Annotated in this window: 39 protein-coding genes; 37 read left to right on the forward strand and 2 right to left on the reverse strand. The window is 65.4% G+C overall.

From position 1 onward, the window contains the following. The 22 genes from tuf to rpmD form a co-directional block, all read left to right on the forward strand. Positions 1-1,176: elongation factor Tu (gene tuf, locus BMZ25_RS19405; RefSeq protein ID WP_092696304.1), on the forward strand; the 1,176-nt coding region annotated here is incomplete at its 5' end. Between the two features lie 126 nt (positions 1,177-1,302). Next, positions 1,303-1,617: a 30S ribosomal protein S10 gene (gene rpsJ, locus BMZ25_RS19410; protein ID WP_092696305.1), complete on the forward strand. Its 315-nt coding sequence runs from the start codon at positions 1,303-1,305 to the stop codon at positions 1,615-1,617. Between the two features lie 15 nt (positions 1,618-1,632). Continuing rightward, positions 1,633-2,514, forward strand: coding sequence for a 50S ribosomal protein L3 (rplC, locus tag BMZ25_RS19415; protein ID WP_092696306.1), 882 nt, complete (start codon positions 1,633-1,635; stop codon positions 2,512-2,514). Further along, on the forward strand, positions 2,511-3,131 hold the full coding sequence (gene rplD, locus BMZ25_RS19420; protein WP_092696307.1) for a 50S ribosomal protein L4: 621 nt from the start codon (positions 2,511-2,513) through the stop codon (positions 3,129-3,131). Before rplC ends, rplD begins: the two co-directional genes overlap by 4 nt. Continuing rightward, positions 3,128-3,424, forward strand: a complete 297-nt coding sequence (locus BMZ25_RS19425; protein WP_092696308.1) for a 50S ribosomal protein L23 — start codon at positions 3,128-3,130, stop codon at positions 3,422-3,424. Before rplD ends, BMZ25_RS19425 begins: the two co-directional genes overlap by 4 nt. Before the next feature lie 110 nt (positions 3,425-3,534). Then, entirely contained in the window at positions 3,535-4,377 is an 843-nt protein-coding gene (gene rplB, locus BMZ25_RS19430) for a 50S ribosomal protein L2 (RefSeq protein WP_092696309.1), read from the forward strand. 3 nt (positions 4,378-4,380) lie between these two features. Continuing rightward, positions 4,381-4,659 carry a 30S ribosomal protein S19 gene (gene rpsS / locus BMZ25_RS19435; RefSeq protein WP_092696310.1) on the forward strand — a complete coding sequence of 93 codons (279 nt, stop codon included), beginning with the start codon at positions 4,381-4,383 and terminating at the stop codon, positions 4,657-4,659. Positions 4,660-4,662: 3 nt separating this feature from the next. Next, the gene (rplV, locus tag BMZ25_RS19440) at positions 4,663-5,043 is read left to right on the forward strand and encodes a 50S ribosomal protein L22 (protein ID WP_092696311.1); all 381 of its coding nucleotides are present in this window, start codon (positions 4,663-4,665) and stop codon (positions 5,041-5,043) included. Continuing rightward, positions 5,043-5,750 (forward strand): 30S ribosomal protein S3, encoded by a 708-nt coding sequence (rpsC, locus tag BMZ25_RS19445; protein WP_092696312.1) that lies wholly within the window; start codon positions 5,043-5,045, stop codon positions 5,748-5,750. Before rplV ends, rpsC begins: the two co-directional genes overlap by 1 nt. A 12-nt stretch (positions 5,751-5,762) precedes the next feature. Next, positions 5,763-6,176 (forward strand): 50S ribosomal protein L16, encoded by a 414-nt coding sequence (rplP, locus tag BMZ25_RS19450; protein ID WP_092696313.1) that lies wholly within the window; start codon positions 5,763-5,765, stop codon positions 6,174-6,176. Between the two features lie 87 nt (positions 6,177-6,263). Beyond that, positions 6,264-6,887 carry a 2OG-Fe(II) oxygenase family protein gene (locus BMZ25_RS19455; protein ID WP_092696314.1) on the forward strand — a complete coding sequence of 208 codons (624 nt, stop codon included), beginning with the start codon at positions 6,264-6,266 and terminating at the stop codon, positions 6,885-6,887. A 142-nt stretch (positions 6,888-7,029) separates the two neighbouring features. Then, positions 7,030-7,242 (forward strand): 50S ribosomal protein L29, encoded by a 213-nt coding sequence (gene rpmC / locus BMZ25_RS19460; protein ID WP_092696315.1) that lies wholly within the window; start codon positions 7,030-7,032, stop codon positions 7,240-7,242. Positions 7,243-7,244: 2 nt separating this feature from the next. After that, positions 7,245-7,478 (forward strand): 30S ribosomal protein S17, encoded by a 234-nt coding sequence (rpsQ, locus tag BMZ25_RS19465; RefSeq protein ID WP_092696316.1) that lies wholly within the window; start codon positions 7,245-7,247, stop codon positions 7,476-7,478. Positions 7,479-7,555: 77 nt separating this feature from the next. Next, the gene (rplN, locus tag BMZ25_RS19470; protein ID WP_074257809.1) at positions 7,556-7,924 is read left to right on the forward strand and encodes a 50S ribosomal protein L14; all 369 of its coding nucleotides are present in this window, start codon (positions 7,556-7,558) and stop codon (positions 7,922-7,924) included. Further along, positions 7,924-8,229, forward strand: a complete 306-nt coding sequence (gene rplX, locus BMZ25_RS19475) for a 50S ribosomal protein L24 (protein WP_092696317.1) — start codon at positions 7,924-7,926, stop codon at positions 8,227-8,229. The genes rplN and rplX overlap by 1 nt, the downstream gene beginning before the upstream one ends. Further along, positions 8,229-8,792, forward strand: coding sequence for a 50S ribosomal protein L5 (gene rplE, locus BMZ25_RS19480; protein ID WP_092696318.1), 564 nt, complete (start codon positions 8,229-8,231; stop codon positions 8,790-8,792). Before rplX ends, rplE begins: the two co-directional genes overlap by 1 nt. 20 nt (positions 8,793-8,812) lie before the next feature. After that, on the forward strand, positions 8,813-9,118 hold the full coding sequence (gene rpsN / locus BMZ25_RS19485) for a 30S ribosomal protein S14 (RefSeq protein ID WP_092696319.1): 306 nt from the start codon (positions 8,813-8,815) through the stop codon (positions 9,116-9,118). A gap of 12 nt (positions 9,119-9,130) precedes the next feature. Further along, on the forward strand, positions 9,131-9,523 hold the full coding sequence (gene rpsH / locus BMZ25_RS19490) for a 30S ribosomal protein S8 (protein ID WP_092696320.1): 393 nt from the start codon (positions 9,131-9,133) through the stop codon (positions 9,521-9,523). Between the two features lie 12 nt (positions 9,524-9,535). Continuing rightward, a complete protein-coding gene (gene rplF, locus BMZ25_RS19495) occupies positions 9,536-10,069 on the forward strand; it encodes a 50S ribosomal protein L6 (protein ID WP_092696321.1) in 534 nt (177 codons plus the stop codon). 11 nt (positions 10,070-10,080) lie between these two features. Further along, on the forward strand, positions 10,081-10,440 hold the full coding sequence (gene rplR, locus BMZ25_RS19500) for a 50S ribosomal protein L18 (protein WP_092696322.1): 360 nt from the start codon (positions 10,081-10,083) through the stop codon (positions 10,438-10,440). A 131-nt stretch (positions 10,441-10,571) separates the two neighbouring features. Next, positions 10,572-11,144, forward strand: a complete 573-nt coding sequence (rpsE, locus tag BMZ25_RS19505; RefSeq protein WP_092696323.1) for a 30S ribosomal protein S5 — start codon at positions 10,572-10,574, stop codon at positions 11,142-11,144. 3 nt (positions 11,145-11,147) lie between these two features. Beyond that, positions 11,148-11,336, forward strand: a complete 189-nt coding sequence (gene rpmD / locus BMZ25_RS19510; RefSeq protein WP_092696324.1) for a 50S ribosomal protein L30 — start codon at positions 11,148-11,150, stop codon at positions 11,334-11,336. A gap of 72 nt (positions 11,337-11,408) precedes the next feature. Here the strand turns inward: rpmD and BMZ25_RS19515 are convergent, their stop codons facing one another. After that, positions 11,409-12,416, reverse strand: coding sequence for a zinc-dependent alcohol dehydrogenase family protein (locus BMZ25_RS19515; RefSeq protein ID WP_092696325.1), 1,008 nt, complete (start codon positions 12,414-12,416; stop codon positions 11,409-11,411). Between the two features lie 256 nt (positions 12,417-12,672). Between BMZ25_RS19515 and rplO the strand changes: the two genes are divergently transcribed. From rplO to BMZ25_RS19560, 9 genes are all read left to right on the forward strand, one after another. Next, positions 12,673-13,146, forward strand: coding sequence for a 50S ribosomal protein L15 (gene rplO / locus BMZ25_RS19520; protein WP_092696326.1), 474 nt, complete (start codon positions 12,673-12,675; stop codon positions 13,144-13,146). Positions 13,147-13,258: 112 nt separating this feature from the next. Continuing rightward, complete coding sequence (gene secY, locus BMZ25_RS19525) at positions 13,259-14,614, forward strand: preprotein translocase subunit SecY (RefSeq protein WP_092696327.1); 1,356 nt, start codon at positions 13,259-13,261, stop codon at positions 14,612-14,614. Continuing rightward, positions 14,611-15,258 (forward strand): adenylate kinase, encoded by a 648-nt coding sequence (locus BMZ25_RS19530; protein WP_092696328.1) that lies wholly within the window; start codon positions 14,611-14,613, stop codon positions 15,256-15,258. The genes secY and BMZ25_RS19530 overlap by 4 nt, the downstream gene beginning before the upstream one ends. A 199-nt stretch (positions 15,259-15,457) precedes the next feature. Continuing rightward, positions 15,458-15,826, forward strand: coding sequence for a 30S ribosomal protein S13 (gene rpsM / locus BMZ25_RS19535; RefSeq protein WP_092696329.1), 369 nt, complete (start codon positions 15,458-15,460; stop codon positions 15,824-15,826). Positions 15,827-15,841: 15 nt separating this feature from the next. Further along, positions 15,842-16,231 (forward strand): 30S ribosomal protein S11, encoded by a 390-nt coding sequence (rpsK, locus tag BMZ25_RS19540; RefSeq protein WP_092696330.1) that lies wholly within the window; start codon positions 15,842-15,844, stop codon positions 16,229-16,231. Between the two features lie 119 nt (positions 16,232-16,350). After that, on the forward strand, positions 16,351-17,367 hold the full coding sequence (locus BMZ25_RS19545) for a DNA-directed RNA polymerase subunit alpha (protein ID WP_092696331.1): 1,017 nt from the start codon (positions 16,351-16,353) through the stop codon (positions 17,365-17,367). A gap of 135 nt (positions 17,368-17,502) precedes the next feature. Then, entirely contained in the window at positions 17,503-17,919 is a 417-nt protein-coding gene (gene rplQ / locus BMZ25_RS19550; protein WP_092696332.1) for a 50S ribosomal protein L17, read from the forward strand. A gap of 106 nt (positions 17,920-18,025) precedes the next feature. Then, positions 18,026-18,637 (forward strand): autoinducer binding domain-containing protein, encoded by a 612-nt coding sequence (locus tag BMZ25_RS19555; RefSeq protein WP_092696333.1) that lies wholly within the window; start codon positions 18,026-18,028, stop codon positions 18,635-18,637. A gap of 81 nt (positions 18,638-18,718) precedes the next feature. Further along, a complete protein-coding gene (locus tag BMZ25_RS19560) occupies positions 18,719-19,309 on the forward strand; it encodes an acyl-homoserine-lactone synthase (RefSeq protein WP_092696334.1) in 591 nt (196 codons plus the stop codon). Positions 19,310-19,356: 47 nt separating this feature from the next. On the opposite strand, the gene BMZ25_RS19565 is transcribed toward BMZ25_RS19560, so the two are convergent. Then, positions 19,357-19,545: a hypothetical protein gene (locus BMZ25_RS19565; RefSeq protein ID WP_092696335.1), complete on the reverse strand. Its 189-nt coding sequence runs from the start codon at positions 19,543-19,545 to the stop codon at positions 19,357-19,359. 102 nt (positions 19,546-19,647) lie between these two features. Here BMZ25_RS19565 and BMZ25_RS19570 point away from each other — a divergent pair, with 102 nt between their 5' ends. From BMZ25_RS19570 to BMZ25_RS19595, 6 genes are read left to right on the forward strand one after another with little or no spacing between them, the layout of a single operon-like run. Next, positions 19,648-20,271, forward strand: a complete 624-nt coding sequence (locus BMZ25_RS19570) for an autoinducer binding domain-containing protein (protein ID WP_092696336.1) — start codon at positions 19,648-19,650, stop codon at positions 20,269-20,271. A 42-nt stretch (positions 20,272-20,313) separates the two neighbouring features. Further along, complete coding sequence (locus BMZ25_RS19575; RefSeq protein WP_092696337.1) at positions 20,314-21,639, forward strand: replication-associated recombination protein A; 1,326 nt, start codon at positions 20,314-20,316, stop codon at positions 21,637-21,639. Between the two features lie 32 nt (positions 21,640-21,671). Then, positions 21,672-22,052: a fluoride efflux transporter CrcB gene (gene crcB, locus BMZ25_RS19580; RefSeq protein WP_092696338.1), complete on the forward strand. Its 381-nt coding sequence runs from the start codon at positions 21,672-21,674 to the stop codon at positions 22,050-22,052. Then, the gene (locus BMZ25_RS19585; RefSeq protein WP_092696339.1) at positions 22,049-23,095 is read left to right on the forward strand and encodes an RluA family pseudouridine synthase; all 1,047 of its coding nucleotides are present in this window, start codon (positions 22,049-22,051) and stop codon (positions 23,093-23,095) included. Before crcB ends, BMZ25_RS19585 begins: the two co-directional genes overlap by 4 nt. Then, the gene (locus BMZ25_RS19590) at positions 23,092-23,775 is read left to right on the forward strand and encodes an HAD-IA family hydrolase (protein WP_092696340.1); all 684 of its coding nucleotides are present in this window, start codon (positions 23,092-23,094) and stop codon (positions 23,773-23,775) included. Before BMZ25_RS19585 ends, BMZ25_RS19590 begins: the two co-directional genes overlap by 4 nt. Next, on the forward strand, positions 23,772-24,500 hold the full coding sequence (locus BMZ25_RS19595; RefSeq protein ID WP_092696341.1) for an ATP12 family chaperone protein: 729 nt from the start codon (positions 23,772-23,774) through the stop codon (positions 24,498-24,500). The genes BMZ25_RS19590 and BMZ25_RS19595 overlap by 4 nt, the downstream gene beginning before the upstream one ends. Positions 24,501-24,641: the final 141 nt, after the last annotated feature.

Raw genomic sequence — 24,641 nt, forward strand, 5'->3', positions numbered from 1 at the left:
ATGGCAAAGGCAAAGTACGAACGCACGAAACCGCACGTGAACATCGGCACGATCGGTCACGTTGACCACGGCAAGACGACGCTGACGGCTGCGATCACGAAGTACTTCGGTGACTTCCGTGCGTACGACCAGATCGACGGTGCGCCGGAAGAGAAGGCGCGCGGGATCACGATCTCGACCGCGCACGTGGAGTACGAGACGGAGAACCGTCACTATGCCCACGTCGATTGCCCGGGCCACGCGGACTACGTGAAGAACATGATCACGGGCGCGGCGCAGATGGACGGCGCGATCCTGGTTGTGAACGCGGCCGACGGCCCGATGCCGCAGACGCGTGAGCACATCCTGCTGGGCCGCCAGGTCGGCATCCCGGCGATCGTGGTGTTCCTGAACAAGGTCGACCAGGTGGACGACCCCGAGCTTCTGGAGCTGGTCGAGATGGAAGTGCGCGAGCTTCTGTCGGACTACGACTTCCCGGGCGACGACATCCCGATCGTCTCGGGCTCGGCGCTGGCCGCGATGGAAGGCAACAACCCCGAGATCGGCGAAGAGAAGATCCGCGAGCTGATGGCCGCGGTCGACGACTACGTTCCGACCCCGGAGCGTGCGGTGGACCAGCCGTTCCTGATGCCGATCGAGGACGTGTTCTCGATTTCGGGCCGCGGCACCGTCGTGACCGGCCGTGTCGAGCGTGGCGTGATCAACGTCGGCGACGAGATCGAGATCGTCGGCATCCGCGACACGCGCAAGACGACCTGCACGGGCGTCGAGATGTTCCGCAAGCTGCTGGACCGCGGCGAGGCGGGCGACAACATCGGCGCGCTGCTGCGCGGCATCGACCGTGAGGGCGTCGAGCGTGGCCAGGTCCTGGCGAAGCCGGGCTCGGTCAAGCCGCACACCAAGTTCGAGGCCGAGGCCTACATCCTGACGAAGGAAGAGGGCGGCCGCCACACGCCGTTCTTCGCGAACTACCGCCCGCAGTTCTACTTCCGCACGACGGACGTGACGGGCACGGTTCAGCTGGCCGAGGGCACCGAGATGGTGATGCCGGGCGACAACGTCGGCTTCACGGTCGAGCTGATCGCGCCGATCGCCATGGAAGACGGCCTGCGCTTCGCCATCCGTGAAGGCGGCCGCACCGTCGGCGCCGGCGTCGTCTCGAAGATCATCGAATAAGCGGACTGCCACCGGGCCGGGCGCAAGGCGTCCGGCCTGCCGAGACAAGAACAAGGATTCGACGTGGGGGCGGCAATACGGCCGGCTCCACCTCTCAATTCGAACGAGCCTACGAGAGGCAAAACCATGGCTGTCGCCACCCAAACCATTCGTATTCGCCTCAAGGCGTTCGATTACCGCGTGCTGGACACCAGCACGCAGGAGATCGTGAATACCGCCAAGCGGACCGGCGCCCAGGTGCGCGGGCCCATCCCGATGCCGAACAAGATCGAGCGCTTCACCGTCCTGCGTGGCCCCCACGTCGACAAGAAGTCGCGCGACCAGTTCGAGATCCGCACCCACAAGCGCCTGCTGGATATCGTCGACCCGACGCCGCAGACCGTGGATGCGCTCATGAAGCTCGACCTCGCCGCCGGCGTGGATGTCGAGATCAAGGTGTAAGGGAGGGCAGTAGTCATGTTGCGCTCTGGTGTAATCGCAAAGAAGGTCGGGATGACCCGGCTCTTCATGGAGGACGGGAAGCAGGTTCCCGTGACCGTTCTTCAACTCGACAATCTGCAGGTCGTGGCGCAGCGCACGGCCGACCGTGACGGTTATTCGGCCGTCCAGCTCGGCTGTGGCACAGCGAAGGCCAAGAACACGACGAAGGCCCTGCGCGGTCACTTCGCCGTCGCCAAGGTCGAACCGAAGCGGAAGATCGCGGAGTTCCGCGTCGCCCCCGAGAACCTCATCGAGGTCGGCGAGGAGATCACCGCGAACCACTACTTCGCCGGCCAGTTCGTCGACGTGTGCGGCACGTCGATCGGTAAGGGCTTCGCGGGTGCCATGAAGCGGCACAACTTCCGCGGCCTCGAGGCCACGCACGGCGTCTCGATCGCGCACCGCTCGCACGGGTCGACCGGCCAGTGCCAGGACCCCGGCAAGGTGTTCAAGGGCAAGAAGATGGCCGGCCACATGGGCGCCGCCCGCGTGACCACGCAGAACCTGCAGGTCGTCCGTACCGACGCCGACCGTGGCCTGATCATGGTCAAGGGTGCGGTTCCAGGCGGCAAGGGCGGCTGGGTCACCATCAAGGACGCGGTGAAGAAGCCGGTCCCTGACGGCCTGATCTATCCCGCCGCGCTGAAATCGGCCGCGAAAGAGGCGGAGCGTCTGGCACAGGAAGCCGCCGAACAGGCCGCTGCCGAAGAGGCTGCCGAGGCCGAGCGCCTGGCCGCCGAGCAGGCCGCCCAGGAAGAAGCCGCGCTGAAGGAAGCCGAAGCCGATCTGCAGTCGGGCCAGTCGGACGACAGCAACGCGGACGGCAACGCCACCGAGAAGAAGGATGGTGACGAATGAAACTCGACGTGATCACGCTGGACGGCGGCAGCGCCGGTTCGGTCGATCTCGGCGACGAGATCTTCGGCCTCGAACCCCGCGCGGACATCCTGCACCGCGTCGTGCGCTGGCAGCGCGCGGCGGCCCAGCAGGGGACGCACAAGGCCAAGACCCGGACCGAGACCAGCTACTCGACCAAAAAGATCTATCGCCAGAAGGGCACGGGCGGCGCGCGTCACGGCGACCGCAATGCCCCGATTTTCCGCAAGGGCGGTATCTACAAGGGCCCGGTCCCGCGCAGCCATGCGCATGATCTGCCCAAGAAGTTCCGGAAGCTGGGCCTGCGTCACGCGCTGAGCTCGAAGGCCCAGACCGGCAACCTCGTGGTGATCGACGACACCGCGCTCGAGCAGCCCAAGACGGGTGCCCTGGCCAAGAAGGTCAAGGACCTGGGCTGGAAGCGCGCGCTCGTCATCGACGGCTCCGAGGTCAACGAAAACTTCGCCCGCGCCGCGGCCAACATCGAAGGCCTCGACGTGCTGCCCAGCCAGGGCGCGAATGTCTACGACATCCTGCGCCGCGACACGCTGGTCATCACGAAGGCGGGCGTCGAAGCACTGGAGGCTCGGCTGAAATGAGCGTGAAGACCGAACATTACGACGTCATCCGCCGGCCGGTCATCACCGAGAAGGCGACGCTGGCCTCCGAATCGGGCGCCGTCGTCTTCGAAGTGGCGATCGATGCGAACAAGCCGCAGATCAAGGAAGCGGTCGAAGGCCTGTTCGGCGTGAAGGTGAAGGCGGTGAACACCACCATCACCAAGGGCAAGCAGAAGCGTTTCCGCGGCGTCCGTGGCCGCCGGAAGGACTTCAAGAAGGCGTACGTGACCCTCGAGGAGGGAAACACCATAGACGTGACCACCGGTCTCTGATACCGGACCACGATCCGCGGCGGCCCCCGAATATCGGGGGCCGGCGCTTTTGAAGACGAACCCTCCCGGGGCCGCGCGCCCTGGGGCCAAGCAAACGGAAGACAGGAACCATGGCACTCAAGTCGTACAAGCCGACGACTGCCGGCCAGCGCGGGCTGGTGCTGATCGACCGTTCGGAGCTTTGGAAAGGGCGCCCGGTCAAGAACCTCACCGAGGGTCTGACCAAGAACGGCGGCCGGAACAACACCGGACGGATCACCATGCGCCGCAAGGGCGGCGGGGCAAAGCGGCTCTATCGCGTCGTCGATTTCAAGCGGTCCAAGCGTGACGTCGAAGCCGTCGTCGTGCGGGTCGAATACGACCCCAACCGCACCGCATTCATCGCGCTGATCCAGTACACCGACGGCGAACAATCCTACATCCTCGCGCCGCAGCGCCTGGGCGTGGGCGACAAGATCATCGCCGGCCAGAAGGTCGACGTGAAGCCGGGCAACGCGATGCCGTTCTCGGGCATGCCGATCGGCACGATCGTCCACAACATCGAGCTGAAGCCGGGCAAGGGCGGCCAGATGGCGCGCGCCGCCGGCACCTACGCCCAGTTCGTCGGCCGCGACGGCGGCTATGCGCAGATCCGCCTGTCCTCGGGCGAACTGCGGATGGTCCGGCAGGAATGCTTCGCCACCGTCGGCGCCGTGTCGAACCCCGACAACAGCAACCAGAACTTCGGCAAGGCCGGCCGCAGCCGTCACATGGGCAAGCGTCCGACCGTCCGCGGTGTCGTGATGAACCCGATCGACCACCCCCACGGCGGCGGCGAAGGCCGCACCTCGGGTGGCCGTCACCCGGTTACGCCCTGGGGCCAGCCCACGAAGGGCATGCGCACCCGTGATACCAACAAGGCGTCGCAGAAGCTCATCATTCGCTCGCGTCACGCCAGGAAGAAAGGGCGCTAATACATGGCACGCGCTGTCTGGAAAGGGCCTTTTGTGGACTCGTACGTCCTCAAGAAGGCCGAAAAATCCCGCGAGTCGGGCCGCAACGAGGTCATCAAGATCTGGTCGCGCCGCTCGACCATCCTGCCCCAGTTCGTGGGCCTCACCTTCGGCGTCTACAATGGCCACAAGCACATCCCAGTCAATGTGTCTGAGGAGATGATCGGCCAGAAGTTCGGTGAATACGCGCCGAGCCGGACCTATACCGGCCACGCCGCCGACAAGAAAGCGAAGCGGAAGTAAGTCATGGGCCAGGTAAAGAATCCACGCCGCGTGGCCGAAAACGAGGCCATGGCGAAGACTCGCATGCTGCGCACCAGCCCGCAGAAGCTGAACCTCGTTGCGGCGCTGATCCGCGGCAAGAAGGTTGAGCGCGCGCTGAGCGAGCTGACATTCTCGAAGAAGCGGATCGCGCTCGACGTGCGGAAGTGTCTGCAGTCGGCGATCGCCAACGCCGAGAACAACCACAACCTCGACGTCGACGAACTGGTCGTCGCCGAGGCGTATGTTGGCAAGAACCTGGTGATGAAGCGCGGCAAGCCCCGCGCCCGCGGCCGGTTCGGCCGGATCAACAAGCCGTTCTCGGAGATCACCATCAAGGTCCGCCAAGTCGAGGAGCAAGCCTAATGGGTCACAAGGTTAACCCCGTCGGCATGCGGCTTCAGGTCAACCGGACCTGGGACAGCCGCTGGTTCGCCGACACGAAGGATTACGGTGATCTTCTGCTCGAAGACATCAAGATCCGCGAGTTCATCAAGAAAGAGGCCAAGCAGGCCGGCGTGTCGCGCGTGATCATCGAGCGGCCGCACAAGAAGTGCCGCGTGACGATTCACGCCGCCCGTCCCGGTGTCATCATCGGCAAGAAGGGCGCGGACATCGAGGCGCTGCGCCGCAAGCTGTCGAAGATGACCGACAGCGAGCTGCACCTCAACATCGTCGAGGTGCGCAAGCCCGAGGTCGACGCTCAGCTCGTGGGTGAGAGCATCGCCCAGCAGCTGGAGCGCCGCGTCAGCTTCCGCCGTGCGATGAAGCGGGCCGTGCAGAACGCGATGCGCATGGGTGCCCAGGGCATCCGCGTGAACGTGGCCGGCCGTCTCGGCGGTGCCGAGATCGCGCGGACCGAGTGGTATCGCGAAGGGCGGGTGCCGCTGCACACGCTGCGCGCCGATATCGATTTCGCCAATGTCGAGGCGCAGACGCCCTACGGCATTATCGGCATCAAGGTCTGGATCTTCAAAGGCGAGATTCTCGAGCACGATCCCGCGGCTCGTGATCGTCGCCAGCAGGAGCTCCAGGAAGGTCCCGCGCCCCGTGGCGCCGGCGGCCGCCGCTAAGGAGTAGACACGATGCTGCAACCCAAGCGCACGAAATTCCGCAAACAGCACAAGGGCCGTATCCACGGTGATGCGAAGGGCGGCACAGAGCTGAACTTCGGCACCTACGGCCTGAAGGCGATCGAGCCCGAGCGCATCACCGCGCGCCAGATCGAGGCCGCCCGTCGTGCCATGACCCGCCACATGCGTCGTCAGGGCCGCGTCTGGATCCGGATCTTCCCCGATCTGCCGATCACCGCCAAGCCCATCGAAGTCCGTATGGGTAAGGGCAAGGGCTCGGTCGACCGCTGGGCCGCCAAGGTCAAGCCCGGCCGTGTCATGTTCGAGATCGACGGCGTCAACGAGGAAACCGCGATCGAGGCCCTGCGCCTTGCCGCGATGAAGCTGCCGATCAAGACGCGCACCATCATCCGGGACGATTGGTGAGTCGGTCCCCGGACCCGCGCACCGCGACCTGACGCACACAGCAAAGGCGGGCCTCGGCCCGCCTTTCGCGTCTCTGACGAGGGTATCATGGCCAATATCTCTTCGCTTTTCGTCACGCGCCTCTACCGCGCGCAACTGTCCTCTCTCGGGACGAAGCCGATCGACCCGAAAGAGCTCGAGGCGTCGTGCCTCTCCATCGCCGAGGACGACGAGGCCGGGCAGGACTGGTGCGAGGAGAACGATTTCCCCGGCTACACCAGCTATGCCTCGCTGACCGATCTGGGGTGGCGCTTCCCGATCTTCGACGACCTGATCAAGGTGCTCGACAAACATGTCGCCGCCTTCGCCGAGGATCTCGAGTTCGACCTGGGCGAGGGACGGCTGAAGCTCGAGGACATCTGGATCAACATCCTCCCCGAGGGCGGCATTCACACCGCGCACCTGCATCCCCATTCGGTGATCTCGGGGACGACCTACGTGGCGATGCCCGAGGGCACGTCGGCCATCAAGTTCGAGGATCCGCGCTTTGCCATGATGATGGCCGCCCCGCCGCGCCGGAAGGACGCGCGCGAGGATCAGCGCAACTTCGTCTACGTCGCGCCGCAGGTGGGGGATGTCATGCTGTGGGAAAGCTGGCTGCGCCACGAGGTGCCGATGAACATGTCCGAAGAGGACCGGATCAGCGTCAGCTTCAACTACGCCTGGGCCTGAACGCCCCGCGGGACGATTCAGGGGGTTGTCTGAGCGCCGTAACGGACGTATACGGCGCGCTCATCCAGCTCCACCGGGAATCAGGGTGACCCAGACGCACAGTCGGACGGGGCCCTCCAGTGATGTTGAAAGGAACAGAGTTATGGCACTCGATGCCACGGAACTGAGAGACAAGACGCCGGACCAGCTGCGCGATCAGCTGGAACAGCTCAAGAAGGAAGCGTTCAACCTGCGCTTCCAGCAGGCGACCAACCAGATCGAGAACACCGCGCGCATGCGCAGCGTTCGTCGTGACGTCGCCCGCATCAAGACCGTTCTGAACGAGAAAGCGGCGACGGCCGCGTCGGAGGCCTGACCATGCCCAAGAGAATCCTCCAAGGCACCGTGACCAGCGATTCCAACGACCAGACCGTCACCGTTTCGGTGGAGCGTCGTTTCACGCATCCCGTTCTGAAGAAGACGATCCGTAAGTCCAAGAAGTACCGGGCTCACGATCCCAAGAACGAGTTCAAGAAGGGCGAGTCGATCCGCATTCAGGAATGCCCGCCCCGCTCGAAGACGAAGCGCTGGGAGGTGGTCGCGCGCGACTGACGCGAACCACATTCCGGTTTGATCGAAACCCTGGGGAGAAGGCCTGAAAGAGCCCCCCAAAGGTCGGGAGTAACCCCATGATCCAGATGCAGACCAATCTGGATGTCGCTGACAACTCCGGCGCACGCCGGGTTCAGTGCATCAAGGTCCTCGGCGGCTCCAAGCGCAAGTATGCGTCCGTGGGCGACATCATCGTCGTCTCGGTAAAGGAAGCCATTCCGCGCGGCCGCGTGAAGAAGGGCGACGTCCGCAAGGCTGTCGTCGTGCGCACCGCCAAGGAAGTCCGCCGCGAGGACGGCACCGCGATCCGTTTCGACCGGAACGCCGCCGTCATCCTCAACAACAACAACGAGCCCGTCGGCACCCGTATCTTCGGACCCGTGGTGCGCGAACTGCGCTCGAAGAACTTCATGAAGATCATTTCGCTCGCTCCGGAGGTGCTCTGATGGCTGCGAAGCTGAAGAAGGGCGACAAGGTCGTCGTGCTCGCCGGCAAGGACAAGGGCAAGCAGGGCGAGATCACCGCGGTGATGCCGAAGGACGGCAAGGCCGTGGTCGATGGCATCAACATCGCCACCCGCCACACCCGCCAGTCGCAGACCAGCCAGGGCGGCCGCATCCCCAAGCCGATGCCGGTTGACCTGTCGAACCTCGCGATCGTCGATGCAAACGGCAAGCCCAGCCGGGTCGGCTTCCGCACGGAAGACGGCAAGAAGGTCCGCTTCGCCAAGACCACGGGGGACGCGCTCTGATGCTCGATACCACCGACTACACCCCGCGCCTGCGCAGCTTCTACCGCGACACCGTTCGCGAGGCGCTGCACCAGGAATTCGGCTACAAGAATGCCATGCAGATCCCGCGGCTCGACAAGATCGTGCTGAACATCGGGGCCGGCACCGAAGCCGTGAAAGACTCCAAGAAGGCCAAATCGGCTGCGGATGACCTGACCAAGATCGCCGGCCAGAAGGCCGTGGTGACCAAGGCGAAGAAGTCGATCGCCGGCTTCCGCGTCCGCGAGGGCATGCCCCTCGGCGCCAAGGTGACGCTGCGCGGCGACCGGATGTACGAATTCCTCGACCGCATGATCACCATCGCGATGCCGCGCATCCGCGACTTCCGCGGCGTGTCCGGCAAGGCGTTCGATGGCGGCGGCAACTATGCCATGGGCATCAAGGAACATATCGTCTTCCCCGAGATCAACTTCGACCAGGTCGACGAGGTCTGGGGTATGGACATCATCATCTGCACCACCGCGAAGACAGACGCGGAAGCCAAGGCGATGTTGAAGCAATTCAACATGCCCTTCACGAGCTGATCGCGGGAGGAGAAAGATTTATGGCCAAGAAAGCAATGATCGAACGCGAGAAGAAGCGCCAGCGCATGGTCAAGCAGTATGCTGCCAAGCGCGCCGCTCTCAAGGAAATCGCGGAAGACGAGAACCGGCCGCGGGAAGAGCGGTTCAAGGCGCAGCTCAAGCTGGCGGACCTGCCGCGCAACAGCTCGGCGACCCGCCTGCACAACCGCTGCCAGCTCACCGGGCGTCCCCACGCCTATCACCGTAAGCTGAAGATGAGCCGGATCGCCCTTCGGGAGCTTGGCTACCAGGGCCACATCCCCGGTCTCGTCAAGTCGAGCTGGTAAGGAGGACAAGAGATGAACGATCCTCTCGGCGATATGCTCACCCGCATCCGCAACGCTCAGATGCGCCACAAGTCGACCGTCCGCACCCCGGCCTCCAAGCTGCGCGCCTGGGTTCTGGATGTGCTGGTCGACGAAGGCTACATCCGCAGCTACGAGCGCGTCACCGGCCGCAACGGCCACCCCGAGCTTGAGATCTCGCTCAAGTACTTCGAGGGCAGCCCGGTCATCCAGAACATCCAGCGCGTCTCGACGCCTGGCCGTCGCGTATATTCCGGCTCGCAAGAGATCCCGCAGGTCCGTCAGGGCCTGGGCGTCTCGATCGTGTCGACCTCGCGCGGCGTGATGTCTGACGCCGCAGCCCGCACCGCCAATGTCGGCGGTGAGGTTCTCTGCACGGTATTCTAAGGAGGTCCACGGATGTCTCGTATCGGAAAACGTCCCATCGAGCTGCCCTCCGGTGTCGAAGCCAAGGTGCAGGGAAATTTCGTGGAAGTGAAAGGCCCCAAGGGGACCCGCAGCTTCCACGCCAACGACGATGTCACCGTCGCGCTCGAGGAGAACGCCCTCACCGTGACGCCGCGCGGCAATTCCAAGCGCGCGCGGCAGCAGTGGGGCATGACCCGCACCATGGTCGCGAACCTGGTGCAGGGCGTGAGCGACGGCTTCAAGAAAGAGCTTGAAATCTCGGGTGTCGGTTACCGCGCCCAGATGCAGGGCAACGTCCTGAAGCTGAACCTCGGCCTCAGCCACGACGTCGACTTCGAGGTGCCGGAGGGCGTGACCGTGTCCGTCCCGAAGCCCACGGATGTCATCGTCGAAGGCATCGATCAGCAGCTCGTCGGCCAAGTCGCGGCCAATATCCGCGAATGGCGCCTGCCCGAACCCTACAAGGGCAAGGGTATCAAGTACAAAGGCGAGTATATCTTCCAGAAGGAAGGCAAGAAGAAGTAAGGAACGCGACAATGGCATACAGCAAAAGGGATATGTTCCTGAAACGCCGCCTGCGCGTTCGGAACAAGCTTCGCAAGGAATCCAGCGGGCGCGCGCGCCTGTCGGTGCACCGCTCGAACAAGAACATTCACGTCCAGCTGATCGACGACGTGCAGGGTCACACGCTGGCCCAGGCATCGACGATGGAAAGCGAACTGGGCTTCGTCGGCAAGAACAACACCGACGCCGCCGCCAAGGTTGGCAGCACCATCGCCGAGCGCGCCAAGAAGGCCGGGATCGAGACCTGCTACTTCGACCGTGGCGGTTTCCTCTATCACGGCACCATCAAAGCGTTGGCCGATGCCGCACGCGAAGGCGGCCTGAAGTTCTGAATGACGCGTCGGGGCCCTCGGGCCCCGTTCGCCAGTGTAGGCGGGGCAGACCGCCTCGATGATCCGGGGGCCGCGCGCCCACCGCGATTGGACAAACGGCGCGCCGGGCGCGTCAGCACGAAGGAGGCCGCATGGCCAGAGAACCCAGGGGCAACCGTCGCGACCGCGACGAGACACCCGAATTCGCCGATCGCCTCGTGGCGATCAACCGCGTGTCCAAGACCGTCAAGGGTGGTAAGCGCTTCGGCTTTGCCGCGCTCGTGGTCGTGGGCGACCAGAAGGGCCGTGTCGGCTTCGGCAAGGGCAAGGCCAAAGAGGTCCCCGAGGCCATCCGCAAGGCCACTGAAAGCGCCAAGCGCGGCATGATCCGCGTCCCGCTCAAGGACGGCCGGACCCTGCATCACGACATCTACGGCCGCCACGGCGCCGGCAAGGTGACGATGCGGACCGCGACGCAGGGTACCGGCATCATCGCCGGCGGCCCGATGCGTGCCGTGTTCGAGATGCTGGGCGTGCAGGACGTGGTCGCCAAGTCGCTGGGGTCGCAGAACCCCTACAACATGATCCGCGCCACCCTGAACGGCCTGCAGAACGAGAACTCGCCGCGCTCGGTTGCGCAGCGCCGCGGCAAGAAGGTCGCCGACATCCTGCCCAAGCGGGACGATGCGCCCAACTCGTCGTCGCAAGTCTCCGAGGAGGCATAAGCCATGGCCAAGACCATTGTCGTCAAGCAGATCGGCTCGCCGATCCGCCGCCCCGAGCGTCAGCGCCGCACGCTGATCGGCCTCGGGCTGAACAAGATGCACAAGACCCGCGAGCTCGAGGACACCCCCTCGGTCCGCGGCATGATCTCGAAGATCCCGCATCTGGTCGAGATCGTGGAAGAGCGCGGCTGAGCCGACGCTCTCGTCCCGAAGACAGAAAAGCCCCGGCCTCGGCCGGGGCTTTTTTCGTTCGGGGCAGGGCGCTCAGATCGACAGGGTGATCTTGCCGAAATGGGCGCCGGATTCCTCGTGGCGGAACGCGTCGGCGATCTGGTCCAGCGGGAAGCTGCGGTCGAGCACGGGGCGGATGCCCGTCGTCTCCATCGCGCGGACCATGTCGATCTGGTGCGCGCGGCTGCCCACGATCAGGCCCTGCAGCTTCTGCTGCTTGGCCATCATCTTGGCCGTCGGCACCTCGCCGGCGCGGCCCGTCAGAACGCCGATCAGCGCCATGTGGCCGCCGATCCGGCAGGCCGAGATCGACTGGTCCAGCGTCGCCGGCCCGCCGACCTCGACCACGTGATCCACGCCGCGGCCGCCGGTCATCCCGGCGATCGTCTCACCCCACGCTGCATCGCTCTTGTAGTTGACGGTGCCCGCCGCGCCCATCTCGGTCAGGCGCTTCAGCTTGTCGTCCGAGGACGAGGTCGCGAAGACCCGCGCGCCCATCGCCCGCGCGATCTGGAGCGCGTAGATCGACACGCCGCCCGTGCCCAGCACCAGCACGTCGTCGCCGGCCTTCAGGCCGCCATCGACGACAAGCGCCCGCCACGCCGTCAGCCCGGCTGTCGTGATGGTCGCGGCCTCTTCGTGGGCCCACCCCTCGGGCGCGCGGGTAAAGGCCGTGGCGGGCCGCGTCACGGCCTCTCTGGCATAGCCGTCGATGCCGTCGCCCGGCGTGCCCTTGAAGTCGGCCACCGGGGCCGGCCCGTCGAGCCATTTCGGAAAGAAGGTCGAGACCACCGAATCGCCCTCGCGGAACTCGGTCACGTCACGGCCCACCGCCTCGACCACGCCGGCGCCGTCGGACATGGGGATGCGGCCGTCCTCGCTGGGCATCGCGCCCGAGACGACGCCGTAATCGTGAAAGTTCAGTGAACTCGCCTTCAGCCGCACGGTGATCTCACCGGGGCCAGGCGCGGCCGGCGCGTCCATGTCCACCGCGCCCAACTTGTCCAGCCCACCGGGTTTTTCCAGCCTGATCGCCTTCATCTGCGTGCCCTTTCATGGTATTTCTCGCCGCGCGGCCCAGGTCCTGCCCCGCCGCGCGAACTGTTCCGGAGCGCCATGTATCCGCGCCGCGCAGCGCGTCCAGTGCACCCCGCGGCGATCGGCCCCTTGATCCGCGCCCGATCGGGGTCTATAGGCCGCCGGTGGCCCGGACTCCGGGCCCGACTCTGTAATTTGCATGCCGTGTCCAGGCCGCTCCCGTCGCTGGGGGCCTGTGTCCGGCCAAAGGAGAAGCGACATGAAGCTCAACGAACTGCGCGACAATCCCGGCGCTGTCACCAAGAAGATGCGCGTCGGCCGCGGCCCCGGCTCGGGCAAGGGCAAGACCGCCGGTCGCGGCATCAAGGGCCAGAAGTCCCGTTCGGGCGTGGCGATCAAGGGGTATGAAGGCGGCCAGATGCCGCTCTACCAGCGCCTGCCGAAGCGCGGCTTCAACAACATCAACCGCAAGTCCTACGCGATCGTGAACCTGGGCCTGATCCAGAAGTTCATCGACGCCGGCAAGCTGGGCGAAGAGATCACCGAGACCGAGCTGGTCGATTCCGGCCTCGTGCGCCGCAAGAAGGACGGCGTTCGCGTGCTCGCCAAGGGCGATCTCACGTCGAAGGTCGCGATCACCGTCTCGGGCGCCTCGAAATCCGCCGTCGAGGCGATCGAGGCCAAGGGTGGCAGCGTCACCCTGACCAACCCGACCAACGGCGCGGCGTCCTAATATCAGGTTGTGAGCGGCCTCCCCGCCGCTTACACCTGACCCCGAGTTTTCCCTGAACGCCGCGTGATCCGGAAAACGGACAACGCGGCGTTTTCATGAAAGAGACCCGCCAATGGCATCTGCAGCAGAGCAAATGGCCGCGAACATGAGCTGGGGCGCCTTGGGCAAGGCGACCGAGCTCAGGTCGCGGATCCTGTTCACCCTCGGCCTCCTGTGCGTCTACCGCGTCGGCACCTACATCCCGGTGCCCGGCATCGACGGCGGCGCGCTCCAGGACTTCATGGACCAGGCCTCGGCGGGGCTCGGCGGCATTCTCAACATGTTCACCGGTGGCGCGATCTCCCGGATGGGGATCTTCGCGCTCGGGATCATGCCCTACATCTCGGCCTCGATCATCGTTCAGCTGCTGACCGCGATGGTCCCGCAGCTCGAGCAGCTCAAGAAAGAGGGCGAGCAGGGGCGCAAGAAGATCAACCAGTACACCCGCTACGGCACGGTGCTGCTGGCGACGTTCCAGGCCTTCGGTCTCGCCAAGAGCCTCGAGGCCGGCGATCTGGTGACCAATCCCGGTCTCTTCTTCGAGGCGTCCTGCGTCATCACCCTGGTCGGCGGCACCATGTTCCTGATGTGGCTGGGCGAGCAGATCACCCAGCGCGGCATCGGCAACGGCATCTCGCTGATCATCTTCGTCGGCATCATCGCCGAGGTTCCGGCAGCACTGGCGCAGTTCTTCAGCCAGGGCCGGTCGGGCGCCATCAGCCCCGCGGTGATCCTGGGCGTGCTGGTGATGATCATCGCGGTGATCGCCTTCGTGGTGTTCATGGAGCGCTCGCTGCGCAAGATCCACATCCAGTACCCCCGCCGCCAGGTCGGCATGAAGATGTATGACGGCGGCTCGTCGCACCTGCCGATCAAGGTCAACCCGGCGGGCGTCATCCCGGCGATCTTCGCCTCGTCGCTGCTGCTTCTGCCGACCACGCTGGCCACCTTCTCGGGCGGTCAGACGGGGCCCGTGATGTCGACGATCCTGGCATATTTCGGCCCCGGTCAGCCGCTCTACCTGCTGTTCTTCGGCGGCATGATCGTCTTCTTCACCTACTTCTACACCGCCAACGTGGCCTTCAAATCCGAGGACGTGGCCGAGAACCTGAAGAACCAGAACGGCTTCATTCCCGGAATCCGTCCCGGCCAGCGCACCGCGCAGTATCTCGACTACGTCGTCGCGCGCGTGCTGGTCCTCGGCTCGGCTTATCTCGCGGCGGTCTGCCTTCTGCCGGAAATCCTGCGGGCCCAGCTGGCGATCCCGTTCTACTTCGGCGGCACCTCGGTGCTCATCGTGGTCAGCGTGACCATGGACACGATCCAGCAGGTGCAGTCGCACCTCTTGGCGCACCAGTACGAAGGGCTCATTGAAAAATCTCAGCTGCGCGGCAAGAAGCGCGGCAAGAAGGGGACAGCGAGACGATGAATATCATTCTTCTGGGACCGCCCGGCGCGGGCAAGGGAACCCAAGCCCGCCGCCTCGAGGAAACCCGCGGCATGACCCAGCTCTCGACCGGGGACATGCTGCGCGAGGCGCGCACCAGCGGCACCGAAATGGGCAAGATCGTCGCCGAGGTGATGGACCGCGGCGACCTCGTGACCGACGAGATCGTCATCGGCCTGATCGAGGAAAAGCTGGAATCCGGCACCGGCGGCGGCGCCATCTTCGACGGCTTCCCGCGCACGCTGGCCCAGGCCGACGCGCTGGGGAACCTGCTCGAGCGGCACGGGCAAAAGCTCGACGCCGTGATCGAGATGCGCGTCGATGACGAGGCGCTTGTCACCCGGATCGCCGGCCGCTCCACCTGTGCCGAGTGCGGCGAGGTCTACCACGACGTGACCAAGCCGATCCCCGAGGACGGCAAGTGCAGCAATTGCGGCGGCACCGAGTTCAAGCGTCGCGCCGACGACAACGAGGAAAGCCTCAAGCAGCGGCTTCTTGAATACTACAAGAAGACCTCGCCACTGACCGGCTACTACCACGCCAAGGGCGATCTGGTGGGCGTCGATGGGATGGCCGATATCGACGCTGTCGCCGCCGAGATCGACGCCATACTTGACAAACGCTAAGATTTGATGAGCGCCCCTTGACGTGGCGCTCATTCCTTCGTAATTGGCGGCTTCTCGCATGAGAATCGTAAGCGGTCCGGGCGTCCGTCCGGACCCGACCACCTGAATTCAGCATCAGCCCGTGGCCTGACCAGCCTCGGGCTTGGCGTTGTGAAAAAAGGTTCCGGGACTACGGAACCGCAACGAAAGGACAGACGACTTGGCACGTATCGCCGGGGTCAACATCCCCACTGCAAAACGGGTGCCCATCGCACTCACCTACATCACCGGCATCGGCCCGAGCGCGGCCAAGGACATCTGCGATGCGGTCGGAATCGACCAGGCCCGCCGCATCAACGAGCTGTCGGACAGCGAAGTGCTGGCGATCCGCGAGCATGTCGATGCGAACTACACGGTCGAGGGCGACCTGCGCCGCGAGACCCAGATGAACATCAAGCGCCTGATGGACCTCGGCTGCTACCGCGGCCTGCGCCATCGCCGCAACCTCCCCGTGCGCGGTCAGCGCACGCACACCAACGCGCGGACTCGCAAGGGCCCCGCGAAGCCGATCGCCGGCAAGAAGAAGTAAGGGAGGGCATCAGATATGGCACGCGACCGTCGCGCACCGAAGAAGAAGGTCTCCAAGAACATCGCCGCTGGCGTTGCTCACGTGAACTCGTCCTTCAACAATACGAAAATCCTGATCTCCGACGTGCAGGGCAACGCGATCTCTTGGTCGTCCGCCGGCACGATGGGCTTCAAGGGCTCGCGCAAGTCCACCCCCTATGCCGCGCAGATGGCGGCAGAGGATGCCGGCCGCAAGGCCCAGGAGCATGGCATGCGCACCCTCGAGGTCGAGGTGCAGGGCCCCGGCTCGGGCCGTGAGAGCGCGCTGCGCGCTCTGGCCGCCGTCGGCTTCAACATCACGTCCATCCGCGACGTGACGCCGATCGCCCACAACGGCTGCCGCCCGCCCAAGCGCCGCCGCGTCTGATCCGGATCCGATCCTACGCACGGGCCGTGGCCACGCGCCATGGCCCGTGCGCTGTCATTTGAACCTCGGGTGGCCAACGCTTCGGACATGGGCGCTGGCCTTGGATTGAGGAGACACGCATGATCCACAAGAACTGGCAGGAACTGATCAAGCCGACACAGCTTGACGTCAAGCCGGGCAACGACCGCTATCGCCAGGCGACCGTCGTTGCAGAGCCGCTCGAGCGCGGCTTCGGCCTGACCCTCGGCAACGCCCTGCGCCGCGTCCTCATGAGCTCCCTCCAGGGCGCCGCAATCACCAGCGTCCAGATCGACAACGTCCTGCACGAGTTCTCGTCGGTCGCCGGTGTGCGCGAAGATGTGACGGATATCGTCCTGAACCTCAAGGGCGTCTCGATCAAGATGGAGGTCGAGGGGCCGAAGCGCGTCTCGATCTCGGCCAAGGGTCCGCAGGTCGTCACCGCGGGCGACATCTCGGAATCGAACGGCATCGAGGTCCTGAACAAGGACCACGTCATCTGCCACCTCGACGACGGCGCCGACCTGTTCATGGAGCTCACCGTGAACACCGGCAAGGGCTATGTCGCGTCCGACAAGAACCGGCCCGAGGACGCGCCGATCGGCCTGATTCCGATCGACGCGATCTATTCGCCGGTCAAGAAGGTCAGCTACGACGTCACGCCGACCCGTGAGGGCCAGGTGCTCGACTATGACAAGTTGACCCTCAAGCTCGAGACCGACGGCTCCGTCAGCCCCGACGATGCCGTGGCCTATGCCGCGCGCATCATCCAGGACCAGCTGTCGATCTTCGTCAACTTCGACGAGCCGGAATCGGCCTCGCGCGACAGCGACGACGACGGGCTCGAGTTCAACCCGCTCCTCCTCAAGAAGGTGGACGAGCTGGAACTCTCGGTCCGTTCGGCGAACTGCCTGAAGAACGACAACATCGTCTATATCGGCGACCTGATCCAGAAGACCGAAGCCGAGATGCTCCGCACCCCGAACTTCGGCCGCAAGTCGCTGAACGAGATCAAGGAAGTGCTCTCGGGCATGGGCCTGCATCTCGGCATGGATGTCGAGGAATGGCCGCCGGAGAACATCGAGGATCTGGCCAAGAAGTTCGAGGACCAGTTCTGAGAACATTCTGTATGCCGGGTTGTGCACGTGTTGTGCACGCCCGGTGCACAGTCTGTGACGGGCAACAAGGCCCCAAGGAGAGCCGGTGACACGCATCGCCGGCCGGACAAAGCAAAACGCGATAGGAGATAGAAAATGCGTCACGGACAAGGCTACCGCCGTCTCAACCGCACCCACGAGCACCGCAAGGCGCTGTGGGCGAACATGGCCGGCTCGCTGATCGAGCACGAGCAGATCAAGACCACCCTGCCCAAGGCGAAGGAACTTCGCCGGGTGGTCGAAAAGCTCGTAACCCTCGCAAAACGCGGCGATCTTCACGCCCGCCGCCAGGCCGCCGCGCAGCTCAAGCAGGACGCGCACGTCGCTAAGCTGTTCGAGGTGATCGGCCCCCGCTACGCCGAGCGTCAGGGCGGTTACATCCGCGTCCTGAAGGCCGGCTTCCGCTATGGCGACATGGCGCCCATGGCTATCATCGAGTTCGTCGACCGCGATCCCGAAGCCAAGGGCAAGGCCGACCGCGAGCGGCTCGAAGCCGAAGAGGCCGAAGACTGACATTCCCGCCGCACGCGTGTCCCACGCGTGCGGCCACCCGTCGCGAAGTTGCCTCGTGACTTGGTTTTTTGTTGATTAGTTCTCCTGTGCCGCGCAATTAGAGTGCATGTTCGAACGCTCTGAATTCGACCACGAGTTGCGTAAGCTCGACGCTCATGCCGAAGCCGGCTATTTCGTGGGCCTGCACATCCGGTTCACATCGCCGCTTCTGGCGTTCCAGACCTATAACGAGGCCTGGGCCAAGCATTACAACGACAATGGCTATGTTCTGCGGGACCCGATGACGGCGTGGTCGTTCAGCACGACCGGCTCGACGCGGTGGAGCAACAAGCGCATTCCGGACCCTTTTCGCATTTTCGACCAGGCGGCGAGATTCGGGCTAAAATATGGCGCGACCATTTCGCATGGGCCGATTTCGTCGCGGAGTGTGGCAAGCGTCGCCCGTAGCGATCGCGAACTCACGGATGCCGAAATCGAGGATTGCACGGAAATACTGCATCGGCTCCACGAGATGAGCGAACCGGGCCGAAGACTCACGGCAGCTCAACGGGATGCGCTGAAATGCATCGCAGACGGACACCGCCACGCCGCGGCTGCCGCAAAGCTCAATATTTCCGAAAGCGCTCTTAAATTGCGGCTTTCGGCCGCCCGTGAACGCCTGCTCGCGCGGACCACTGCGGAGGCCGTTCAAAGGGCCAAGGATCTGAAACTGCTGTAATAGTCATGTGCTCTGCCACAATTTCGCCCTTAGATAGTCACCAGGGGGAACATCCCCGGTTGCTATCTCAGGAGAAAAAAGATGCAGACCACCACTCTGTCGTTCGCGAATATCCACGCTCACGGTGAGCTTTTTGCCAACATGATGCGCGCCCGGCGTCAATTGTTCATTGAACAGAACAAATGGGACCTGCCGGAAGCATTGGGCATGGAATTTGACCAATACGACACGCCTGCGAGCCGTTGGGTCGTCGTGCATGACGAACTCGGGCAGGTTCTGGCCGGAAATCGCCTGACTCCGACAACCGCGAAATGCGGAATCTATTCCTACATGATTCGCGACGCACAGCGGGGGCTGCTCGAGACGATTCCGTCGAACCTGCTCCACGACGAGGCCCCGGTCGGTGAGACGATCTGGGAAAGCTCGCGCCTGTTCGTGAGCCAGGAAGTCCCGGTGCACCTGCGGCGCCCGATCTACGCCAAGCTGGTGTTCGAGCTTGGCAGCGCGGTCCGGAAACTCGGCGCGACCCAATGTCTCACGCTGCTGAACGCGAACTGGCCGCTGTGGGCCAAGCGGGTCGGGATCGACATGTCCGAAATGGGCCCTGTCATGGAAATCGACGGAATAAACAATCAGGTGGTGGGCATGAACTTCACCTCGACCATGCACTGAACAATCGTTGCCGCTGGGAGGGCCGGTTCTGCTCCGGCCCTCTCGGGTCAGTTCGCGCGCCCGGACCTGGTGGCCATGCTCCGTTTGAGCTCGAGCGAGTTCAGTAGGTCCTGGTACCGTCGGTTCTGATCGTCCTCACTGCGGGTGCGCACATCGAAGACGGCCAGGACGTGCTCCAGGTCGCCCTCGGCGATGTCGTCGATATCGACGATCGATTTACATTCATGCTTTTTCATGGACACACCTTCCACGGACGAGTGCATCGTGTAGCTTGACGCGCCGGCAGCAGTGTAATGTAAGGCGCGGCCTTGGACCGACGCAAGTTCGGAGCGTCTCAAATGACGACGGATCTTTCCACCTCGGACGGGCTCAGGCCTGGTCTGGCACGGCTCGGGGTTCTGGCGCCCGCCGGCTATGCCCTGGGTCTGCATTTCCGGTTCGGATTGGCCCACGCATCTTTCAAGACATATCCGAGCGCGTGGATACATCTCTATTCCACGCGCGGGTACATGCTGTGCGATCCCCTTATTTCGTGGGCGTTCAGCTCCGAGGGCGCGTGCCGGTGGAGCGAGCTTCCGATTCCCGATCCGCACGACATTCTGGAACAGGCCGCGGAATACGGTCTGCGCTACGGCGTCGCGATTTCCTTCGGGCCCGTCTCGTCGCGTTCGATCGGCGGGTTCGCCCGTAGCGACCGGGAATTCACCGCGGTCGAAATCGCCGAAATAACGGATATCGTCGAGAATCTGCATCGTGCCGCGACGCCGCCGGATACGCTGAATGATCGGCAGCGGCACGCCTTGCGGCTCGTCGCGAATGGGTGTCGTCATGCCGAGGCAGCGCAATTGCTCGACATTTCGCTGTCGGGCTTCAAGGCGCGGCTGCGCAAGGCGCGAGAGGCGCTGCAGGCTCGCACCACTGCCGAGGCGATCCAGCGCGCGCGGCAGCGAAACCTGCTCTGAACGCGGCTTCCCAAGCGCCTCGGCCGCTCCTAGATAACGGGCGTGGCTGACCTGTTCTCTTCATCCGAGCCGGAATCGCCCCCGGCCGAGACGACCGGCGCCCCGCGGCCGCTGGCCGACCGGCTGCGCCCGCGTGCCCTGACCGACGTGATCGGCCAGCAGCACGTCCTCGGCCCCGAGGCGCCGCTGGGTGCGATGCTGGCCGCGGGCACGTTGTCGTCGCTGGTCTTCTGGGGGCCGCCGGGCGTTGGCAAGACGACGATCGCGCGGCTGCTCGCGGACGAAACCGATCTGCACTTCGTCCAGATCAGCGCCATCTTCACCGGCGTCCCCGAACTGCGGAAGGTGTTCGACGCGGCAAAGGTGCGGCGCGGGAACGGGCAGGGGACGCTGCTGTTCGTCGACGAGATCCACCGGTTCAACAAGGCGCAGCAGGACAGCTTCCTGCCGCACATGGAAGACGGCACCATCCTGCTGGTGGGTGCGACGACCGAGAACCCTTCCTTCGAACTCAACGCCGCGTTGATGAGCCGCGCGCAGGTGCTGGTGCTGAACCGGCTGGAGCTGTCCGACCTCGAGCTCTTGGCACAGCGGGCCGAGTCCGAGCTGGGCCACAAGCTGCCGCTCACCGGCGAGGCGCGCGATGCCCTGCTCGAGATGGCCGACGGCGACGGTCGCGCCGCGCTGAACCTGATCGAGCAGTTGGCGGCGTGGCGGCTCGACCTGCCGCTCGACATCGCGGGGCTGACGGGGCGGCTGACCCGGCGTGCGGCGCAGTACGACAAGTCGGGCGACGCACATTACAACCTGATCTCGGCGCTGCACAAGTCGGTGCGCGGCTCCGACCCCGACGCCGCGCTCTACTGGCTGTCGCGGATGCTCGAGGGGGGCGAGGACCCCCGCTATCTTGCCCGGCGGATCACGCGCATGGCGATCGAGGACATCGGCCTCGCCGATCCGCAGGCGCAGACCCACTGCCTGCACGCGTGGGAGACCTACGAGCGGCTGGGCTCGCCCGAGGGTGAGCTGGCGTTGGGGCAGGCGGTGATCTACCTCTCCCTCGCCCCCAAGTCGAACGCGGGTTACGCCGCTTACAAGGCCGCCCGCGCCGCCGCGAAGCAGACCGGGTCCGAGCCGCCGCCCAAGATCATCCGCAACGCCCCGACCCAGCTGATGAAGGACGAGGGCTATGGCGCCGGCTACGAATACGATCACGATGCCGAGGACGCGTTCTCGGGGCAGAACTACTTTCCCGACGGGATCAAGCGCGGGATCTACTACCACCCGGTCGAACGGGGTTATGAACGCGAGCTGAAAAAGCGGCTCGACTGGTTCGCCAAGCTCAGGGCAAGGCGGCAGGACGGTTGACAAGGGGCGGCCCCGGGCCGATTGACGCGCGCATGATTTCGACGCTTCTTCAGGTGGCTCTCGGCGGGGCGCTCGGCGCCTCCGCCCGGTGGGGCGCGGGGCTGGCGATCTCGCGCCTGGTCACGCCGGGCGGATTTCCCGTGCCGATCCTCGCTGTGAACATCATCGGCTCGTTCCTGATGGGCGTCTTCGTCGTCGTCGCGGCGGAACGCGGGCTGACCCATCTCTCGCCTCTGGTGATGACCGGCGTGCTGGGCGGTTTCACGACCTTCTCCTCCTTCTCGCTCGAAACGGTGATGCTGTTCGAGCGCGGGCAGCCGGCGCAGGCCGCGCTCTACGTCGCGCTGTCGGTGGGTGGGTCCGTGGCCGCGCTGTCCGTCGGGCTCTGGGCGACGCGGGCGGTGATCGCATGAGCGGGGTGCAACTGCGCGTCGTCGCCGCCGAAGAGGCCGAGCAGCGGCTCGACCGCTGGTTCCGCCGTCACTTTCCGCAGGTGACGCAGGGCCAGATCGAGAAGATGTGCCGCAAGGGCGACATCCGCGTCGACGGGGGCCGGGTCAAGGCGAACACCAGGATCGGGCCGGGGCAGGAAGTCCGCGTGCCGCCGCTGCCCGATGCCGGGGCCAAGGCGCCGGCGCAGGTCCGCTCGCGCATCTCGGACGCCGATGCCGAGATGATCCGCAGCACGGTGATCTACCGCGACGACCATCTCATCGCGATCAACAAGCCGCCGGGCCTGCCCAGCCAGGGCGGCAGCAAGCAGACCCGCCATGTCGACGGGCTGGCCGAGGCGCTGAAGTTCGGGCTGTCCGACAAGCCCCGGCTGGTGCACCGGCTCGACAAGGACACGTCGGGCATCCTTCTTCTGGCGCGGCACCAGGCGGCGGCAAGCAGCCTGACCGCGGCGTTCCGCGCCCGGCACACGCGCAAGATCTACTGGGCCGCCGTCGCGGGGGTACCGACGCCGCGCATGGGGACGATCAAGTTCGGCCTCGTCAAGGCGCCGGGCCACGGCAAGAAGGGCGAGGGCGAGAAGATGCTCTGCCTCCATCCCGACGAGGTCGACGGCACGCCGGACGCCAAGCACGCGACCACCGACTATGCCGTCCTGTCCGCTCTGGCGACGCGGGCGGCCTGGGTGGCGCTGGTGCCGGTGACGGGGCGCACGCACCAGCTGCGTGCGCACATGGCCGAGCTGGGCCATCCCGTGGTCGGTGACGGCAAGTACGGCGGCTCGGGGCAGGAGAACCTGGGCGACGGCTGGGGGGCGCAGCTGGGCGGCGAGATGAGCCGCAAGCTGCACCTCCACGCGCGCTTCCTGACGATCACGCATCCGTTCACGCAGGCCCGCCTTGCCCTGACCGCGCCGCTGCCCGAGCACATGGTCCGCACCTGGGACGCGCTGGAATGGCGTGCCGCCGACGTACCCGACGACCCGTTTCTCGAGGATACATGACACCGCGCCTCATCCTGTTCGACGTCGACGGCACGCTGGTGGACAGCCAGGCGCATATCGTCGCCGCCATGAGCACGGCCTTCGCTGCCTGCGAGATGCCTCCGCCCGCGCGCGCGGAGATCCTGTCGATCGTCGGCCTGTCGCTGCCGCAGGCGATGGCGCGGCTCGCGCCGCAGGCCGGCCCCGACGACCTTGCGCGGCTGGTGGAGGCGTACAAGGACTCGTTCTCGTCGTCGCGTCGCGCGGCCGGGCTGGAGGGCGCGCCGCCGCTCTTTCCCGGCATGATGGACCTGCTCGACACGCTGGCCGCCATGCCCGAGGCGGTGCTGGGCGTCGCGACCGGCAAGTCGCGGCGTGGCCTCGATCACCTGTTCGAGGCGCACGCTCTGGCGCCGCTGTTCCTGACGGTCCAGGTGGCCGACGACCACCCGTCGAAGCCGCACCCCTCGATGGTGCGCACGGCGATGGCCGAGACGGGGATCGACGCGACGGCGACGGTGATGATCGGCGACACGAGCTTCGACATGGAAATGGCGCGATCGGCCGGGGTCGCCGCGCTTGGCGTCGGCTGGGGGTATCACCCGGGCGCGGCGCTGACGCAGGCAGGGGCCCTGTCGGTCGCCGACGACGCCGAGGCGCTGCGCCTCGCGCTCGAGACGGCAGGAAAGGCCCCGGCATGAGCGAATGGACGGTCAAACGGTTCTGGACAAAGGCCGAGCCCGCCCCGACCGATGACGGCTACGCGGTGCATCTCGATGGACGCCCTGTACGCACGCCGGCGAAGGTTCCGCTGACCCTGCCCAACCACGCGGCGGCGCAGGCCGTCGCCGACGAGTGGGACGCGCAGGAAGAGGTCCTGAGCCCCGCGAACATGCCCGCGACGCGGTGGGCGAACGCGGCCATCGACAAGGTCGCCCACCAGCAGGACGAGGTGGCCGAGATGCTGGTCTCCTACGGCGAGACCGACCTGTTGTGTTACCGCGCGGCGCAGCCGAAGGAACTGGTGGCCCGCCAGGCCGAGGCCTGGGACCCCTGGCTCGACTGGGCGGGAGAGCGGTTCGGTGCCCGGCTGATCGCGGCCGAGGGCGTCATGCCCCAGGCGCAGAAGCCCGGCGCCGTGGACACGCTGGGCGCGCCCGTCCGCGACATGACCGCGTTCGAGCTCGCGGCATTTCACGACCTCGTCAGTCTGACCGGGTCGCTGGTTCTCGGCCTCGCCGCGGCCGACGGCGCGGCCGAGCCGGACCGGCTCTGGACGCTGTCGCGGCTCGACGAGCTGTGGCAGGCCGAGCAATGGGGCGTCGACGCCGAAGCCGAGGAGGCTGCGGCGAAAAAACAGCACGCCTTCGTGGCGGCGGCGCGGCATTTCGCGCTTGTGCGGGAAACATTTCACGCCGCCCAATAAATGGGCAAATGCCCGGTGTGCTGCTCCGTGACCTAGGGTCCCACGGCGGAACCCGCTCTTGACCTGTGTTTGAGATTGCGACCACACTTGCGACCGCGCGAAGGCATCTGCCTAATGCGCAGGCAACGGTCCAGGGAGGGC

This window comes from Tranquillimonas rosea, from assembly GCF_900111315.1.
Lineage (GTDB): Bacteria > Pseudomonadota > Alphaproteobacteria > Rhodobacterales > Rhodobacteraceae > Tranquillimonas > Tranquillimonas rosea.